14 protein-coding genes and 1 pseudogene are annotated in these 15,095 nt (G+C 71.4%); 7 read left to right on the top strand and 8 right to left on the bottom strand.

What is annotated here, in order from left to right:
* Nucleotides 1-29: 29 nt before the first annotated feature.
* Both L0965_RS00150 and lnt read left to right on the top strand, forming a co-directional pair.
* Nucleotides 30-1,049, top strand: a complete 1,020-nt coding sequence (locus L0965_RS00150; protein WP_101307115.1) for an NAD(P)/FAD-dependent oxidoreductase — start codon at nucleotides 30-32, stop codon at nucleotides 1,047-1,049.
* Nucleotides 1,046-2,653 carry an apolipoprotein N-acyltransferase gene (lnt, locus tag L0965_RS00145; RefSeq protein WP_101305237.1) on the top strand — a complete coding sequence of 536 codons (1,608 nt, stop codon included), beginning with the start codon at nucleotides 1,046-1,048 and terminating at the stop codon, nucleotides 2,651-2,653. Before L0965_RS00150 ends, lnt begins: the two co-directional genes overlap by 4 nt.
* A 28-nt stretch (nucleotides 2,654-2,681) precedes the next feature.
* Here lnt and L0965_RS00140 read toward each other — a convergent pair whose 3' ends face one another.
* The 6 genes from L0965_RS00140 to L0965_RS00115 all read right to left on the bottom strand — a co-directional run bounded on the left by L0965_RS00140 (nucleotide 2,682) and on the right by L0965_RS00115 (nucleotide 7,515).
* A complete protein-coding gene (locus tag L0965_RS00140; RefSeq protein ID WP_198553659.1) occupies nucleotides 2,682-3,170 on the bottom strand; it encodes an alpha/beta hydrolase in 489 nt (162 codons plus the stop codon).
* Nucleotides 3,171-3,575: 405 nt separating this feature from the next.
* A complete protein-coding gene (locus L0965_RS00135; RefSeq protein ID WP_036286071.1) occupies nucleotides 3,576-4,193 on the bottom strand; it encodes a hypothetical protein in 618 nt (205 codons plus the stop codon).
* A gap of 30 nt (nucleotides 4,194-4,223) precedes the next feature.
* Nucleotides 4,224-4,523: a YHS domain-containing protein gene (locus tag L0965_RS00130; protein ID WP_101305236.1), complete on the bottom strand. Its 300-nt coding sequence runs from the start codon at nucleotides 4,521-4,523 to the stop codon at nucleotides 4,224-4,226.
* A gap of 25 nt (nucleotides 4,524-4,548) precedes the next feature.
* A complete protein-coding gene (locus tag L0965_RS00125) occupies nucleotides 4,549-6,828 on the bottom strand; it encodes a cation-translocating P-type ATPase (RefSeq protein ID WP_101305235.1) in 2,280 nt (759 codons plus the stop codon).
* The gene (locus L0965_RS00120; RefSeq protein WP_101305234.1) at nucleotides 6,825-7,184 is read right to left on the bottom strand and encodes a heavy-metal-associated domain-containing protein; all 360 of its coding nucleotides are present in this window, start codon (nucleotides 7,182-7,184) and stop codon (nucleotides 6,825-6,827) included. Before L0965_RS00120 ends, L0965_RS00125 begins: the two co-directional genes overlap by 4 nt.
* A 46-nt stretch (nucleotides 7,185-7,230) precedes the next feature.
* Entirely contained in the window at nucleotides 7,231-7,515 is a 285-nt protein-coding gene (locus tag L0965_RS00115) for a metal-sensitive transcriptional regulator (protein ID WP_005049572.1), read from the bottom strand.
* A gap of 60 nt (nucleotides 7,516-7,575) precedes the next feature.
* Between L0965_RS00115 and L0965_RS00110 the strand changes: the two genes are divergently transcribed.
* From L0965_RS00110 to L0965_RS00090, 5 genes and pseudogenes are all read left to right on the top strand, one after another.
* The gene (locus L0965_RS00110) at nucleotides 7,576-8,163 is read left to right on the top strand and encodes an AAA family ATPase (RefSeq protein WP_101305233.1); all 588 of its coding nucleotides are present in this window, start codon (nucleotides 7,576-7,578) and stop codon (nucleotides 8,161-8,163) included.
* Nucleotides 8,163-9,818 (top strand): AarF/ABC1/UbiB kinase family protein, encoded by a 1,656-nt coding sequence (locus tag L0965_RS00105; RefSeq protein WP_036286080.1) that lies wholly within the window; start codon nucleotides 8,163-8,165, stop codon nucleotides 9,816-9,818. The genes L0965_RS00110 and L0965_RS00105 overlap by 1 nt, the downstream gene beginning before the upstream one ends.
* Before the next feature lie 39 nt (nucleotides 9,819-9,857).
* Nucleotides 9,858-10,349, top strand: a pseudogene (locus L0965_RS00100) (type II glyceraldehyde-3-phosphate dehydrogenase); the annotation flags it as partial.
* Between the two features lie 77 nt (nucleotides 10,350-10,426).
* Nucleotides 10,427-10,786, top strand: coding sequence for a helix-turn-helix transcriptional regulator (locus L0965_RS00095; protein ID WP_060960787.1), 360 nt, complete (start codon nucleotides 10,427-10,429; stop codon nucleotides 10,784-10,786).
* The gene (locus tag L0965_RS00090) at nucleotides 10,783-12,696 is read left to right on the top strand and encodes a cation-translocating P-type ATPase (RefSeq protein WP_198553658.1); all 1,914 of its coding nucleotides are present in this window, start codon (nucleotides 10,783-10,785) and stop codon (nucleotides 12,694-12,696) included. Before L0965_RS00095 ends, L0965_RS00090 begins: the two co-directional genes overlap by 4 nt.
* Nucleotides 12,697-13,199: 503 nt before the next feature.
* Here the strand turns inward: L0965_RS00090 and merB are convergent.
* Both merB and merA read right to left on the bottom strand, forming a co-directional pair.
* Nucleotides 13,200-13,697, bottom strand: coding sequence for an organomercurial lyase (gene merB, locus L0965_RS00085; RefSeq protein WP_025104814.1), 498 nt, complete (start codon nucleotides 13,695-13,697; stop codon nucleotides 13,200-13,202).
* Nucleotides 13,607-15,031 (bottom strand): mercury(II) reductase, encoded by a 1,425-nt coding sequence (gene merA, locus L0965_RS00080; protein WP_036286088.1) that lies wholly within the window; start codon nucleotides 15,029-15,031, stop codon nucleotides 13,607-13,609. Before merA ends, merB begins: the two co-directional genes overlap by 91 nt.
* Between the last annotated feature and the right edge of the window lie 64 nt (nucleotides 15,032-15,095).

Genomic DNA, 15,095 nt, shown 5'->3' with positions numbered 1-15,095 from the left:
CGGCCCTCTTGTGCGGGGAGGGGGTGGTGATGCGGTCGGGGTTGACGCATCGGCGGGCGATCATCGTCGGGGCCGGGCAGGCCGGGCTCGCGGTGGCCGCCGCGCTGATCGGGTTGGGGTTCCGGCCGCAGCAGGAGTTCGTGGTCGTCGACGCCGCCACGGACCGGCAACGCAGTTGGGCGTCCCGGTGGCATTCGATGCGGCTGCTGTCCGACGCCCGCCACAGCACGCTTCCGCTCCGGCCGCTGCCGCTGGACCCGCACGAGCATCCCCGGGCCGATGAGATCGCGAACTACCTGGACCAGGTGCAGCACACCCTGGGGGTGGACCCGTTCTGGGGGTTGCGTGTGGTCGGGGTGGAACACCGCGGTCACGGGTCGGTGCTGCAGCTGCAGACCGCGGAGGGCGACGTGCAGACCCGCAACGTGGTGTGCGCGACCGGCGCCGCCACCCACCCCCGCATCCCTGCGTGGGCGCAGCAGCTGCGGGTGCCCGGGGTGGTGCTGCACAGTGCCCACTACCAGTTCCCCCGGCAGGTGCCCACCGGGCGGGTGCTGATCGTCGGCGGAGGGAACAGCGGGGTGCAGCTGGCGCGAGAGCTGTCCGCCTCCCACGAGGTCACCCTCGCGGTCCGCACCCGACGGCCGCACCGACCCGCCCGTACCTTCCCCGTCCACGCCCGGGCAGGCTCGTCCTGGCTGGGTCGCCCACCCGCCGTGCAGCCGGTGTTCGGCGACAGCTACCATGCGCTGCGTCACGCGGGTGTGGCGGTCGCCCCGGCGGTGACCGGCGCGGACGGCGGGCAGGTCACGTTCGCCGATGGCAGCACCCTCGCCCCGGACTCGGTAATCCTCGCCACCGGGTACGACCCCGGCGAGGACTGGCTCCCCGCCGAGGCGACCGCAGCCCGGTCCCGCCCGGCGATGACCGGGCTGCCGGGCTTGTTCGTCGCCGGGATCCCCGCCCACAGCCGCCCCGGAGCGGACACCCTCGCCGGGGTGTCCCGGGACGCCGCCGTAATCGCCCGCACCATCGCGGACCGGCCATGACCGCCACCCCGACGACCCTCCAGGACCCGCACGGACGCCCCCAACCCACCCCGCCGAACCGCCGCGCCCGGGCGGTGATGCCGTTGGCGATGGCGTTGCCGGTCGCGGCAGCCGCGGCGGTGCTGATGGATCTCGCCTACCCGGAGGTGGGATTCTGGCCGGCCGCGTTCGCCGCGACCGGGCTGCTGCTTCTCGCCCTGATCGGCCGGAGCGTGTGGGGGGCGGTGGCGGTCGGGGCGGTGTTCGGGTTGCTGTTCTTCGGGCTGCTGGTGTCCTGGACGACCCGGTATCTCGGGCCGGTGCCGTGGGCGGCACTGACCGTGGTGGAAGGGACCCTGACCGCGGTCGGGATCATCCCGCTGGCACTCGCCTACCGGTGGGTGCCGCGCGCCGCCCCCGGCCCGGTCGGACGCCTGCTCCTGCTGCCGGGCCTGCTGGCCGCGTTGTGGACGGGCCGGGAGGTGCTGCTGGGCGCCTGGCCGTACGGGGGGCTGCCGTGGGCGCGGCTCGGGATCACCCAAGCCGACAGCCCCCTCGTTCAGACGGTGTCCTGGGTCGGGGTGAGCGGGCTCACCTTCCTGATGGTCTTCACCGTCGCCGCCGCGATCGAAACCATCCGGACCGGCCGGTGGCGTCGCCCCTTCCCCGCCGCCGTACCCGCCGTCACCACCCTGATGCTGGTCCTGGTCCCGGCGTTTCCCACCACACCGGCCGGGACGATGCGGGTCGGGGCGGTGCAAGGCAACGGCCCGTCCGGGTACTTCGACCAGCGCACCGTGGGGGCGATCGCCCGGGCGCAGGGAGACGCGACCGGCCCGGTGCTCGACGCGGATGTGGATCTGGTGGTGTGGCCGGAAGGGCTGGATGCTGACCCGTTCCAGACCCCGTGGCTGGCGGAGTACCTCACCGGCATCAGCACCCGGGCAGGTGCCCCGCTGCTGGCGAACGCGGCCACCACGGCGGGCGGCAACATCTACAACACGTCGTTCCTGTGGGACCCGGCCACCACCGGTGCCACGCCGCAGCGGGAGCAGGTGCAGACGCACGCGAAACGCCACCCGGTGCCGTTCGGCGAGTACGTGCCCGACCGGGCGTTCTACACCCTGCTCGCCCCCGACCTGGTCGGGCTGCTGCAACGCGACTACGCGCACGGCACCGACCTGCCCATGGTCACCGTCGGCGACGTGCCGGTGGGGTTGGCGATCTGCTTCGACGTGATCTACGACGAAGTCATCGCCGAGAGCGTCACCGCCGGCGCGGAGCTGCTGGTGTTCCAGACCAACAATGCCGACTTCCGCGGCACGGACGAGAACCTGCAGCAGCTCGCGGTCGCCAGAATCCGCGCGGTGGAGACCGGCCGCACCGTGGTGAACGTCTCCACCGTCGGCGCCAGCCAGATCATCCGCCCCGACGGCAGCACCCTCACCGGTCTGCCCGCCGGACAGGCCGGGGCGATGATCGCCGACACCGACCTGCGCGCCGGGCTCACCCCCGCCGTCCTCATCGGGCAAGGCGTTTCCACTGTCACCCTATGGGGTGGGCTGGGTGGTCTCGCCCTCACCGGTGCGATCGCCCGGCGGCGACGCCCCCCTGCCGTGGCCTGACCAGGCATGCCCGCCAGACAACCCGGGGCTATCCGACGGGCGGGAGGACGAGGCGGCGGATCTCCGCAGCGATCAGGTCCGATTCTGTGGCGGGGATGTAGTGGCCGGAGCGGGCAGCGACCACGTGCCGGCCCTGCCGGGACTGTGCGGCCCGATACCGCCCGGCGGCGGTCGCGGCATCCCGGACCCGTCGCGGCATCCCGTCCGCGAGACTGCCGGAGATGACGGTGACCGGGACATCGGGCAGCACCGGCGGGTCGCCGCGCCAGGCGTGCAGCTCGGTGAGGAACGTGCGCGCCTGCCGACCCTGGGTGACCACCACCGCGGGCCGGAACGCCTCCCGGTGAAGATCCGCCCGCACATCCTCGGGCATCCCCTCCCCGAGGAACCGGAAGAACCGCTCCAGCAACCCCACCCGTGCCAGCACCCACTCCACGGCGATCACGATCTTCTCCCCGACCCGGAACGGCACACCGAACTGCTGGGTCGCTGCCTCGTCGGTCGGATCCACCAGCACCAGACCGGCCTCCCGGTCCGGGCGGCCGGTCTGCTGCCTGCCGCACGATCGGGCCGCCCGCGGAATGCCCCACCTGCACGAACCCGCTGCTCGGCTCGAGGCCGTCCAGCAAATCGTTCAGGTCGTCGGCCATCCGGTCCAGGGTGCGCCCTGCACTATCCGGGGCGGACCGGCCCAGCCCTGCCCGGTCATACACCACGGCCCGCGTGAACGCGGCGACCCGGGTCTGCAGCAACGCCCAGGTGGAGCGGGTCGCCGCCCATCCCGCCTCGAACACCACCGTCGGCGCCCCGGGGGTCCCGGCCGGGGCGGGCAGCACCATCGTTTACAGGGCGCGCTCGTCACGGGTGCGCACCCACACCGGCTCCCCCTGCGTGTGCACACGCTCCCCCGCCATGACCCGCCCTACCGGTCCGTGCCCTGGCGGGAGGCGCCGGTCGCGGCGCGGTGGGCCTTCTCCCGTAGGGCCAGCAGGGCGAGGGTGTCGTCCTTGATCTGGGTGCGGCCGAGGATGCCCCAGTGCGCGCTGAGGTGGTCTTCGAGGTAGCGCAGCACCCGGGCGAACGGGACGGTGTGCCACGGCGCCCCCGCCCCGGGCGGGGAGGTGGGGTTGCCGAACACGACCGTGCGGATCGTGTGCCCTTCCGGCGCCACCGTCCGTCCCGTTTCCAGCAGTTCGGCGACCAGCCGGGCGGCATCGGTCGGGGCGCAGCACCCGAACCGGGTGAACGCGGCTTCCAGCACGGCCGGGTCCCGCATCGCCGGGTTGGGGTGCGGGCGGCCTTCCTTGACCTCGCCGAGGATCATGTCCGCTCCGCCCCCGGCGCCCAGGGCCGGGTCCAGCGGTGCGTCGACGGTCCCGGACGCTCCCGGTGCGCGGTGCAGCCGTACGGCGAGGATGTCCAGGTCGGTGATGGTGCGGGGACCGCCGGGACCGGTGGCGTCCAGCACGGGGTATTCGGCGACGGTGAAGTAGCCGTTGACCCGCAGGTACGCCTGCACCAGCCCGACCGCCGTGTCCACCCTCTATCTCCGACCGGGTTATCTGGCCGGTCAGGCGGCGTGCGCGTAGCGGGCCGGGTCGGCGTCGAACAGCGGCCCGCACTCGGCGCAGCAGAACCAGTACCGGCTGCCCTGGTAGTCGCGGAACAGGCCGCGCTGCTCGGCCCAGGCCGGGTCGACCTGGTTGCCGGGCATCACCGGACAGGTCACCAGGTTCGTCGCCCCCGCCGGCGGCTCGTGATGGTGATGCTCGTGCGCACCATGCTCGTGCGCACCATGCTCGTGTCCTCCATGGTCGTGCCCGTGCGTGTGGTCGTGCCCGGAGTGGTCGTGGTCGTGGTCGTGGGACATGGTGTGTCTCCTTCTCGAGCGATGGTTAGGCCTGGACGGGCGCGGGCTCTCGGGTGGCGGGGGCGCCGGCACGGGTTGGGGTGGGCAGGGGGCGGAAGCGGCGCAGGCGGAGGCTGTTGGTAACGACGAACACGCTACTGAACGCCATTGCCGCGGCGGCGAGGATGGGGTTGAGCAGGGCGAGCATCGCGACCGGGATCGCGGCGACGTTGTACGCGAACGCCCAGAACAGGTTCCCCTTGATCGTGCCCAAGGTGCGGCGGGCCAGCCGGATCGCGTCCGGGACCAGCATCAGGTCGCCGGAGACGATGGTCAGGTCCGCGGCGGTGATGGCCGCGTCGGTGCCGGTACCCATCGCGATCCCGAGGTCGGCGGCGGCGAGGGCTGCGGCGTCGTTGACGCCGTCGCCGACCATCGCGACCACCCGGCCCGCGGCCTGCAGGTCGCGGATGGTGTCGAGCTTGCCCTGTGGGGTGACCCCGGCGCGGACGTCCTCGATCCCGGCCTGGTTGGCGATCGCGCGGGCGGCGCCGGGGTTGTCGCCGGTGAGCAGGATCGGGGTCAACCCGAGCTCTCGGAGCCGGGTGACCGCCTCACGGCTGGTGGGTTTGATGGTGTCGGCGACGCTGATCGCCCCGCGCACCTGCCCGTCCCACGCCACCACCGTGACCGTCGCTCCCGCCGCCTCGTCCGCCGCGATGGTGTCGGCGAGCTCGGCGGGGATGGGGAGCGCCCATTGGGTGGTGATCCAGGAGGCGCGGCCGGCGGCGACCAGGCGGCCGTCGACGATGCCCTGCACGCCCTGCCCGGCCACCGCGGCGAACGATTCCACTGCCGCGAGCGGGCCGCTGGCCGCGTTGGTGATGGCGCGGCCGATGGGGTGTTCGGAGCCGTGCTCGAGCGCCCCGGCGACCTGCACCAGCTCCGTCTCGTCGGTCCCTGCGGCGGGGTGGGTGGCGGTCACGGTCATGGTGCCGGCGGTGATGGTGCCGGTCTTGTCCAGCACCACGGTGTCGATGCGGCGGGTCTGCTCCAGCACCTGCGGTCCGCGGATGAGGATGCCCAGCTGCGCGCCTCGCCCGGTGCCGACCAGCAGCGCGGTCGGGGTCGCGAGCCCGAGCGCGCAGGGGCACGCGATGATCAGCGTCGTCACCGCGGCGGTGAACGCGACCTCCGGGGAGGCGCCGACCAGCAGCCACACCGTGAACGCGACGATGGCGAGGGCGATGACGATGGGGACGAAGATCGCGGAGACCCGGTCGGCGAGGCGCTGCACCTGCGCCTTCCCGGTCTGCGCCTCCTCCACCAGCCTGGCCATCCGGGCCAGCTCCGTGTCCGCGCCGACCCGGGTGAGCTCTACCAGCAGTCGGCCGCCGGTGTTCACGGTCGCTCCGACCACCTTCGAGCCGGGGGCGACTTCGACGGGGACAGACTCGCCGGTCAGCATCGACTCGTCCACCGCGGAGACACCCTCGGTGACGACACCGTCGGCGGGGATCTTCTCCCCGGGCCGCACCACCACGATGTCGCCGGGCACCAGCTGGGCGACGGGGACGCGCTGTTCGCTACCTGTGCGGAGGACGACGGCGTCTTTCGCACCCAGCTCCAGCAGGGAGCGCAGAGCCTCCCCGGATTGCCGCTTCGCGCGGGTCTCCAGGTAGCGGCCGAGGAGGATGAACACCGTCACCAGGGCGGCGACCTCCAGATACACCTCGTGGCCGCCGGCCTGCGGGGTACCGACGAACGTGACGCTCATCCGCATCCCCGGCATCCCGGCACCGCCGAAGAACAGGGCGTAGAGGGACCAGCCGAACGCGGCCAGCACGCCGAGGCTGATCAGGGTGTCCATCGTCGCCGCCCCGTGGCGGGCGTTGATCGCCGCGGCACGGTGGAACGGCCACGCCCCCCACACCACTACCGGTGCCGCCAGGGTGAGCGTGAGCCACTGCCAGTAGGTGAACTGCAGGGCGGGGATCATCGACAGCACCGCGACCGGCACCGCCAGCACCGCCGAGACGATCAGCCGCTGCCGCAGCGACGCCAGCTCATCGTCCCGCGGGATGGTCTGCTCAGCCGTGTCGGGCACAGGCGGGGCTGGGAGGCTCGCTCCGTACCCCGCCTGCTCGACCGCCGCGATCAGCTCCTCCACCGGCACCGGGGCCTCCGAGTGCACGCGGGCCTTCTCGGTGGCGAAGTTGACCGTCGCCTCCACCCCGGGCAGCTTGTTCAGCTTCCGCTCGACCCGCGTCGCGCACGACGCGCAGGTCATCCCGGTGATGTCGAGATCGACGTCCAGCGTGCTCATGAGGCTGCGGCGAGGCTGTACCCGGCCTCCTCCACCGCCGCCCGCACCCGCTCCGCATCCACCGGCGTCGCGCTGGACACCGTCACCGTGGACACGCCACCGGCGTGCAGATCGACCGCGACGTCGGAGACACCGTCGATCGCGGAGACCTCCTCGGTGACGCTACGCACGCAGTGCGCGCAGGTCATCCCCTCCACCAGGAACTGCGCCGACATGGTCTCACCCGCCGCCGTCTGCTGCGCCGGCGCGCCGGTGTCGGTGGCTGCCGTGGCGTGGGAGGTGGGGCTGCAACAGGCGCAGCCACCGCCGGTGCTGGTCGCCTGCAGGCCGAGGTCCTGGAATCCCTGTCCGGTCATGATGTGCTCCCTTCAAGAGCGTTGAACGATGTGAGTGGGGACGACGTTAGGAGCGCACGAGGCGCGCGATCGCGGCGTTCGCCTCGCGGAGCTTCTCCTCCGCGAGCGGGCCGCCTTCGGCGGTCGCCTGCGCGACGCAATGCGCGAGGTGGTCTTCCAGCAGCGACAGCGCGACGGACTCCAGCGCCTTCGTCGCCGCCGACACCTGGGTCAGCACGTCGATGCAGTACACGTCCTCGTCGATCATCCGCGCGATCCCGCGCACCTGACCCTCCGCGCGGCTCAGCCGCGCCAGCAGCGCCGGCTTGTTGTCCACATACCCGTGTGCCATCTCGCACCTCCACCCACAATCTACCATACCCTGTAGGGGTACAGGGTGTAGGGTGAGGTCATGACCGGCATCCAGGAGCCGCGGCCCGCACAGACCACCCGTTGGCACGTCGTGACGGGCGGTCCCAGCTCGGGCAAGACCACCACGGTCAACCTGCTGCGGGGCCGCGGGTACACGACCACAATCGAGCACGCCCGCCACTACATCGACCTGCAACGGATCACCGGGCGCAGCACCGCGGAGGTGCGGGCACGGCAGAGCGAGTTCCAGCGCACCGTCGTCGACATGCAGATCGAGCAGGAACGCTCCCTCGACCCGCAACAGACCGTGTTCCTGGACCGTGCTCTGCCGGACTCGCTCGCCTACTACCGCTTCCTCGGCCTCGCCCCCGGCACCGCCCTGCTGGGCGCGCTGGCCGGCGCCCGGTACGCGACGGTGTTCCTGCTTGACCTGCTCCCGCTGGCGTCCGACTACGCGCGCACCGAGGACCCCGCCGCGCAGCGGCGCATCCACGACCTGCTCGGGCTGGTGTACCAGGAGCTGGGCTTTCCCGTCGTCACCGTCCCCGCACTCGCCCCCGACGCGCGCGTCGACTTCATCCTCGAACGAGCATCGGCCGGCACTCCAGCCGAGAGGGGCGTGAGCTGATGGGCGCGGGGAGTAGCCGGTACCGGCAGATCGGGGCCGTGCTGCGCCGGCACGGACTCGGCGTCCTGGCCGGCGTGCTGGGCCTGGGCGGCTTGGTGCCGTTCCACCGCGGCGCCCTCGGACACGCCCGGCAGGAGGACCCCTACACGAACCCCGAGCATGTGCGGGTCGCGTTGGAGGAGCTCGGGCCGACGTTCGTGAAACTGGGCCAGATCCTCTCCACCCGGCACGATCTGCTCCCCGCGGCATGGGTCGCCGAGTTCGCCAAACTGCAGGACGACGTCGCCGCGGCACCGTGGGAGGGCATTCGGGACGTGCTCCGTGAAGAGCTCGGCGCCGACCCAGAGCACGTGTTCGCCCAGTTCGACCCGGTGCCGCTGGCGGCGGCGTCCATCGGGCAGGCGTACGCGGCAACTCTTCACGACGGCACCGAGGTCGTCGTGAAGGTGCGCCGGCCCGGCGTGGTCGCGCAGGTGCATGAAGACCTGGACATTCTCCGCAACCTCGCCGACCGCGCCGACCGGCGCTGGGATGCCATCCGGCAGTACGACCTGCCCGGGCTGGTGGAGGAGTTCTCCCGCACGCTGCGTGCCGAGCTGGACTACCTGCAGGAGGCCCGCAACGCCGAACGGTTCGCGCAGGAGTTCGCCCACGCGGCGCGGGTGCGGATTCCCCGCGTGCACGGGGAGACCACGACCTCGCGCGTGCTGACCCTGGAGCGGATGAGCGGGGTGCGGATCGACGACCTGGAGGGCCTGGACGCCGCCGGCATCGACCGGGTCGCACTCGCGCGGCTGGGTGCCGACATCGTGCTCACGATGGTGTTCGACAACCGGTTCTTCCATGCCGACCCCCATCCCGGGAACATGTTCGTGCAGCCCGACGGCGCGCTCGCGCTGATCGACTTCGGGATGGTCGGGGAGCTCACCGAACAGACCACGGACGGCCTCGCCGGCATCGTGCTCGCCTTCACCCGCGACGACCCGGACACCCTCACCACCGCCCTGATAGAACTCTCCCGGACCGCCGACGTCGTCGACCGGGCAGGGCTGCGGCAGGCGATCACCGCGTTCACGGCCCGCTACCGGGGCCGTTCGCTGTCGGAGATCAGCCTCGCAATCATGCTCCAGCAGCTGCTCGGCATCCTGCAGCAGCACCAGCTGCACCTTCCGCAGGAGACGGCGCTGCTGTTCAAAGTGCTGATGATGGCCGAAGGGACCGCGGCGCGGCTGGATCCGGACTTCCAGATGCTCGACGCCCTGCAGCCCTACGCTGAGCAGCTCACCCGCGCCCAGCTGTCCCTGCCGGCTCTGGCCCGGCGATGGGCGCGCGCGGGAGCCGACACCGGGGCACTGCTCACCGAGCTGCCCGCCACCCTGAGCCGGCTCCGGCATCTCCTCGAAGACGGCGGGTTCGAGGTGCACCTGCGCGCGACGGAGCTGGAACCTCTCGTCGGGCGCGCCGAACGCGTCGGCAACCGTGTCGTCGCGGGAATGATCGCCGCCGCGCTGATCAGCGGGATCGGCACCCTCGTCGGCGGGAACACGAAATGGCGCTCCCGGGAAGGCGTCCTGATCGGCGCCGGGACCGGCACGATCGGCGCCCTCGGCAGCTATCTGCTGTGGACGCTGCGGCGCCGCCGACCCCGCCCCTGACCCGCGCACGGCTCAAGAACACCACGAAAGGAGACGAAGATGGACAGGATCAGAGTCGGCGTCAACGGGTACGGAGTGATCGGCAAGAGGGTCGCCGACGCCGTCCACGCCCAACCCGACATGCACCTGGTGGGCGTCGCGGACATCGTCACCGACTGGCGAATACAATCCGCCGTCCCGCGGCTGCCCGTATTCGCCGCCACCCCCGACGCGCACAGCGGCATGGTGGACACCGACATCCGCCCCGAGGGAACCCTCGACGATCTCCTCGCGCAGAGCGACGTGATCGTCGATACGACCCCCAAGCACGTCGCCGCCGGAAACCTGCCCCGCTACCAGGCGGCGGGAGTAAAGGTGATCGTGCAGGGCGGGGAAGCGCACTCGACCACCGGGCACTCCTTCGTCGCCCAGGCCAACTACGCCACCGCGCTCGGCCGGGACCTGACCCGGGTGGTGTCCTGCAACACCACCAGCATCGTCCGCGTCCTCGGCGCGCTCGAAAACGCCGGGCTGCTGCTGCGCGCCCGCGGGGTTACTGGTAGGGCCGAATGTCGCAGGGTGCACTATTCATCCTGGGATTAATTCAGTCAACACTGTATGATCAGTGCATGCTGACCATTGCTCCACGTCTCGACGTCATGAACCGGCTCGGCCGGGCCATGGCGGACCCGACGCGCTCCCGGATACTGATGACCCTGCTCGACGGCCCCAGCTACCCGGCGGTGCTCTCGCGTGAGCTGGAGCTGACCCGCTCGAACGTCTCGAACCACCTGACCTGCCTGCGCGACTGCGGCATCGTGGTCGCCGAGCCGGAAGGGCGGCAGACGCGCTACGAGATCGCGGACCCGCACCTCGCGGCGGCGCTGACCGCGCTGGTGGACGTGACGCTCGCGGTGGACGAGCACGCGCCCTGCATGGACGCTTCGTGCACGGTGCCGGGCTGCTGCGGGACGGGAGCGGGCGCGTGAGCGCGGCGTGCGGCTGCGAGCACGACGAGCCTGAGACCGCAGTCGGCGAAGAGGCCGAGGAGGCGGAGCGCCGCTGGTGGCGGGACCGCGGGATCATGGTCCCGGTCTTCTCCGGTGTGGCGTTCCTCACCGGTCTGGCGCTGGAGTGGTCCGGGATGGAGATCCCTGCGCTGGTGCTGTTCTGGATCGGCCTGCTGCTGGGCGCGTCGACGTTCACGCCGGGCGCGATCCGGAACCTCTTCAAGGGCAAGCTCGGCATCGGGCTGCTGATGACCATCAGCGCGGTCGGCGCGGTGATCCTCGGCTACGTCGAGGAGGCCGCAGCGCTGGCATTCCTGTACTCGATCGCCGAGGCGCTGGAGGACAAGGCGATGGACCGTGCCCGCGGCGGGCTGCGGGCACTGCTCAAGCTCGTCCCGGAGACCGCCACCATCCGCCGCGACGGCGTCTCGGTCGAGGTCGCCGCGAAGGATCTGGCTGTCGGGCAGCTGATGTTGGTGCGGCCGGGTGAGCGGATCGCGACCGACGGCGTCGTCCGCACGGGACGTTCCAGCCTGGACACGTCCGCGATCACCGGGGAGTCGATCCCGGTCGAGGTCGAACCCGGCGATGCCGTCTCCGCCGGCGCAATCAACACCGCCGGGGCACTGGAGGTCGAAACGACCGCGGCAGGCACCGACAACTCACTGACCACGATCGTCGACCTCGTGGAGAAGGCTCAGGCGGAGAAGGGCGACCGCGCCCGCCTCGCCGACCGCATCGCCCGCCCTCTCGTCCCGGGCGTGCTGATCCTCGCCGCCCTGGTCGCGATCATCGGCTCGCTGCTCGGCGACCCGGAGCTGTGGATCACCCGCGCCCTGGTCGTGCTGGTCGCGGCATCGCCCTGCGCACTGGCGATCTCCGTGCCGCTGACCGTGGTCGCGGCGATCGGCTCGGCGAGCAAGTTCGGCGTGATCATCAAGTCCGGTGCCGCGTTCGAGCGGTTCGGCGTGATCCGCCACGTCGCCGTCGACAAGACCGGCACCCTCACCCGCAACGAGCCCGCCGTCACCGCCGTCCTCACCGTGGACGGTGTGAGCGAGGCGGAGGCGCTGGCGTGGGCGGCCGCTCTGGAGCAGCACAGCACCCACCCCCTCGCCGCCGCGATCACCGCCGCAGCGCCGGATGCCCCTGCGGCGGAGGGCGTGACCGAGCAGGCCGGGCACGGCATCGAGGGCGAGCTCGCCGGCGCGCGGATCACCGTCGGCAGCCCGCGCTGGCTCGACGCCGGGACCCTCGGCGACCGGGTCGCGGGGCTGGAGGAGCAGGGCATGACAGTCGTGATCGTCCACCGCGGCGGCGTCCCGGTCGCCGCGATCGGCGTCCGCGACGAGCTGCGCCCCGAGGTCCCTGAAGTGGTCCGCACCCTCGCGACCCAGGGCATCGGGGTGACCATGCTCACCGGCGACAACGCCCGCACCGCCCGCGCCCTCGCTGCGCATGCAGGGATCGATGACGTCCGCGCCGAGCTGCGCCCCGAAGACAAGGCCGCCGCGATCGCAGAGCTCGGTGCGAAGGGGCCGGTCGCGATGATCGGCGACGGCATCAACGACGCCCCTGCGCTGGCCGCCGCGGACATCGGGATCGCGATGGGCGCGACGGGCTCCGACGCCGCGATCGAGTCGGCCGACGTGGCCTTCACCGGTCACGATCTGCGGCTTCTCCCGCGCGCGTTCGCCCATGCCCGTCGGGGGCGGCACATCATCAACCAGAACATCATCCTGTCGCTGCTGATCATCACCGCCCTGCTCCCGCTCGCCCTCTTTGGCGTCCTGGGGCTTGCGGCGGTGGTGCTGGTGCACGAGATCGCCGAGGTGATCGTGATCCTCAACGGCCTGCGCGCCGCGTCGACGCGGAAGGCAAGCACGTGACCGCGCAGGACGTCGCCGCCGCGTGACGGCTTGATCCGGGACCATGCGGATGACCTTTAGATTTCACATCAGAGTTCGCGCGCGTTGATCGGCGACTTGCCTGCTGGCTAGGGGCCTATCGGGCGGGCCGCATGCCGGGGTCTAATGGCCATGATCATTTGGTTCCGGTTTCCCTTCGCCTCGGGTCTGTCTTCGTTATGGTCGGGCGAAGGGGCGGGCAGCAGTCGGGGTCGTTTTCGCGGCGGTGTCGCCTGGCACGCGCTGTCATCACGATGCTTGCAACCACCGCGAGGATCAGGAGTGCGGCACCGCCCGTGATCACCCACGGGTTGCGGAGGAGGGTGCCGATCCCTGTGATCGTGCCTCCGACGACGAGAAGTGGAAGGAGGGCGCAGCAGCCGACCACGAGCAGTGCGGCGACGGCCCCAAGGAGCAGGCCACGGCCGCCTCGCTGGTCGTCCTGGTTGGGAGGCATTGGTGTTCTGTCCTCTCGTGGTGCCGTCTCAGCAGCAGGTCTCGGGACCGCAGCAGCTTCCAGACAGTTCGTCGGCACCGGTCCGGGGGCGCTCGAGCATCTCGGTGATCAGGGTGCTGCCAACCTCGAAGGCATCGGCGACCGTGAGGATTTGGGCCATCGGGTGTTCCGTGAGCCATCCGGCGGCGTCCTCGCGGGAAGCGAAGTAGTGGACCTGGTTGCAGAACGAGGAGCGAATCGAGTGCATGGCCTCGGGGCTGACCAAGGACACCACCGCGGTCGCCGGTTCCACGCTAGTGACACCGGCGGTCGAGTCGACGGTGACGCGGATCGTGTCGCCGCTGGCCGGGGAGATCGATTCGACCCGGGCGGGCCGATCGAGGAGCGGGCGAGGCTCCAGTTTCTGATGGGGTGGATCCGCTGTCTGGCGCGCGGTCAGGCGCAGCAGGACAGCATCGACACATCGGTGGTGAAGGCCTTGGCTACGATCCGGATGCCTTCGGCCGTGGTCAGGTACGGGGCCCACGCGTCGGCGACCTCGGTGATGGTCTTGCCGAGGATGTGGACACCTGCGGCGGCGAGTTCGCCGGCGTCCTTGGCGACCGCGGTCAGGCCGAGGATCTCGCCGGTGTCCGCGTTGGCGACCATCTTGATGAACCCGCGGGTGTCCCGGTTCACCAGCGCGCGGGGCACGTACTCCAGTGGCAGGACACGGCAGTCGCAGCGGATCCCGGCCGCGATGACCTCCTTCTCGGTCATCCCGACCGCGCCGACGGCAGGGCTCGTGAATGTGACCCGCGGCATCCGCGTGTAGTCGACCGACGTGCTGGCGTCAGTGAAGGCGTTCTCGGCGACCAACGTGCCGTGCCGGGCTGCGACGTAGACGAACTCGGGGTGCCCGGTGACATCCCCAGCCGCCCAGACGCGAGGGTTGGAGGACTGCAACTGGTCGGTGACCACGACCTCTCCGGCCGCGCCGGTCTTCACTTGCACGGTCTCGAGGTTGAGCCCGTCGGTGACCGGGGCGCGGCCGAGCGCGACGAGGATCTCGTCGGCACGGAACTCCTGCACGCCGCCCGAGACCTCGGCCGCGGCGACGATCTGGCCGGTGCCCGGGTCGCGGGTGACGCGGGTGGGGATGGCGCGGCGGACCACTCGGATGCCCTCGTCGGCGAAGATTTCCTGCAACGCCTTGGAGACTTCCGGCTCCTCCTTCGACGCCAGCCGGGACCTCACCAGCAGAGTCACCTTCGAGCCGAGCCGGGCGAACAACTGTGCCATCTCCAGCGCCACATAGCCCCCGCCGAGCACCAGCAGCGAGTCAGGCACCTCGGACAGCTCCATCGCCGACGTCGAGGTGAGAAAGTCGACGCCGTCCAGCCCCTCGATGGCAGGAGCCCACGGGCGGGAGCCTGTGGCGATGAGGTAGTGGGCGGCCTCGATGGTTTCGACGGTGCCGTCCGCGGCGGTGACCTCGAGGACCGACGCATCCGGCGTGCCGGCGAACGCCGCCTCGCCCTGGCGGACCGGCCAGCCGTAGGCTTCTGCCACGTCGATGTACTTCTCACTCCGCATCGCCTCGACCAGGTCCTGCTTGCCACCCACCAGCCCGTGCATGTCTACCGGGCCAGCGGTGGCGGCGATCCCCGGGAACCGGGAGCCCGCATCCGCGGCCACGTGGCGGGCCTCGGCGGCCGCGAGCAGCGCCTTGGACGGAACGCACCCCGTGTTCACGCACGTGCCGCCCAACGTGCCGCGCTCGATCATCACCACCGACTTTCCCAGTGTGGTGGCGCGGATCGCCGCGGCGAATGCCGCGCCACCCGACCCAATCACGGCCAGATCAAACCTCGATGGCATCCTTATTCCTCCCTGGACATCTTGGAACATCCCGCTGATACACTCATCATGAACCTTCCACCAC

Origin of the sequence: Microbacterium sp. NFH-22A-Y, from assembly GCF_021401375.1 — a bacterium.
Taxonomy (GTDB): domain Bacteria; phylum Actinomycetota; class Actinomycetes; order Actinomycetales; family Microbacteriaceae; genus Microbacterium; species Microbacterium hominis.
Note: the sequence above shows the minus strand (reverse complement) of the source record. Positions and strands in the feature narration are given on the sequence as shown.

What these genes read in the sequence shown, in the direction of transcription:
- L0965_RS00150 (WP_101307115.1), top strand. Translation starts at nt 30, where the DNA reads ATGCGGTCGGGGTTGACGCATCGGCGGGCGATCATCGTCGGGGCCGGG.
- L0965_RS00110 (WP_101305233.1), top strand. Translation starts at nt 7,576, where the DNA reads ATGACCGGCATCCAGGAGCCGCGGCCCGCACAGACCACCCGTTGGCAC.
- L0965_RS00125 (WP_101305235.1), bottom strand. Translation starts at nt 6,828, where the DNA reads ATGAGCACGCTGGACGTCGATCTCGACATCACCGGGATGACCTGCGCG.
- lnt (WP_101305237.1), top strand. Translation starts at nt 1,046, where the DNA reads ATGACCGCCACCCCGACGACCCTCCAGGACCCGCACGGACGCCCCCAA.
- L0965_RS00095 (WP_060960787.1), top strand. Translation starts at nt 10,427, where the DNA reads ATGCTGACCATTGCTCCACGTCTCGACGTCATGAACCGGCTCGGCCGG.
- L0965_RS00130 (WP_101305236.1), bottom strand. Translation starts at nt 4,523, where the DNA reads ATGTCCCACGACCACGACCACGACCACTCCGGGCACGACCACACGCAC.
- merA (WP_036286088.1), bottom strand. Translation starts at nt 15,031, where the DNA reads ATGCCATCGAGGTTTGATCTGGCCGTGATTGGGTCGGGTGGCGCGGCA.
- L0965_RS00115 (WP_005049572.1), bottom strand. Translation starts at nt 7,515, where the DNA reads ATGGCACACGGGTATGTGGACAACAAGCCGGCGCTGCTGGCGCGGCTG.
- L0965_RS00105 (WP_036286080.1), top strand. Translation starts at nt 8,163, where the DNA reads ATGGGCGCGGGGAGTAGCCGGTACCGGCAGATCGGGGCCGTGCTGCGC.
- L0965_RS00120 (WP_101305234.1), bottom strand. Translation starts at nt 7,184, where the DNA reads ATGACCGGACAGGGATTCCAGGACCTCGGCCTGCAGGCGACCAGCACC.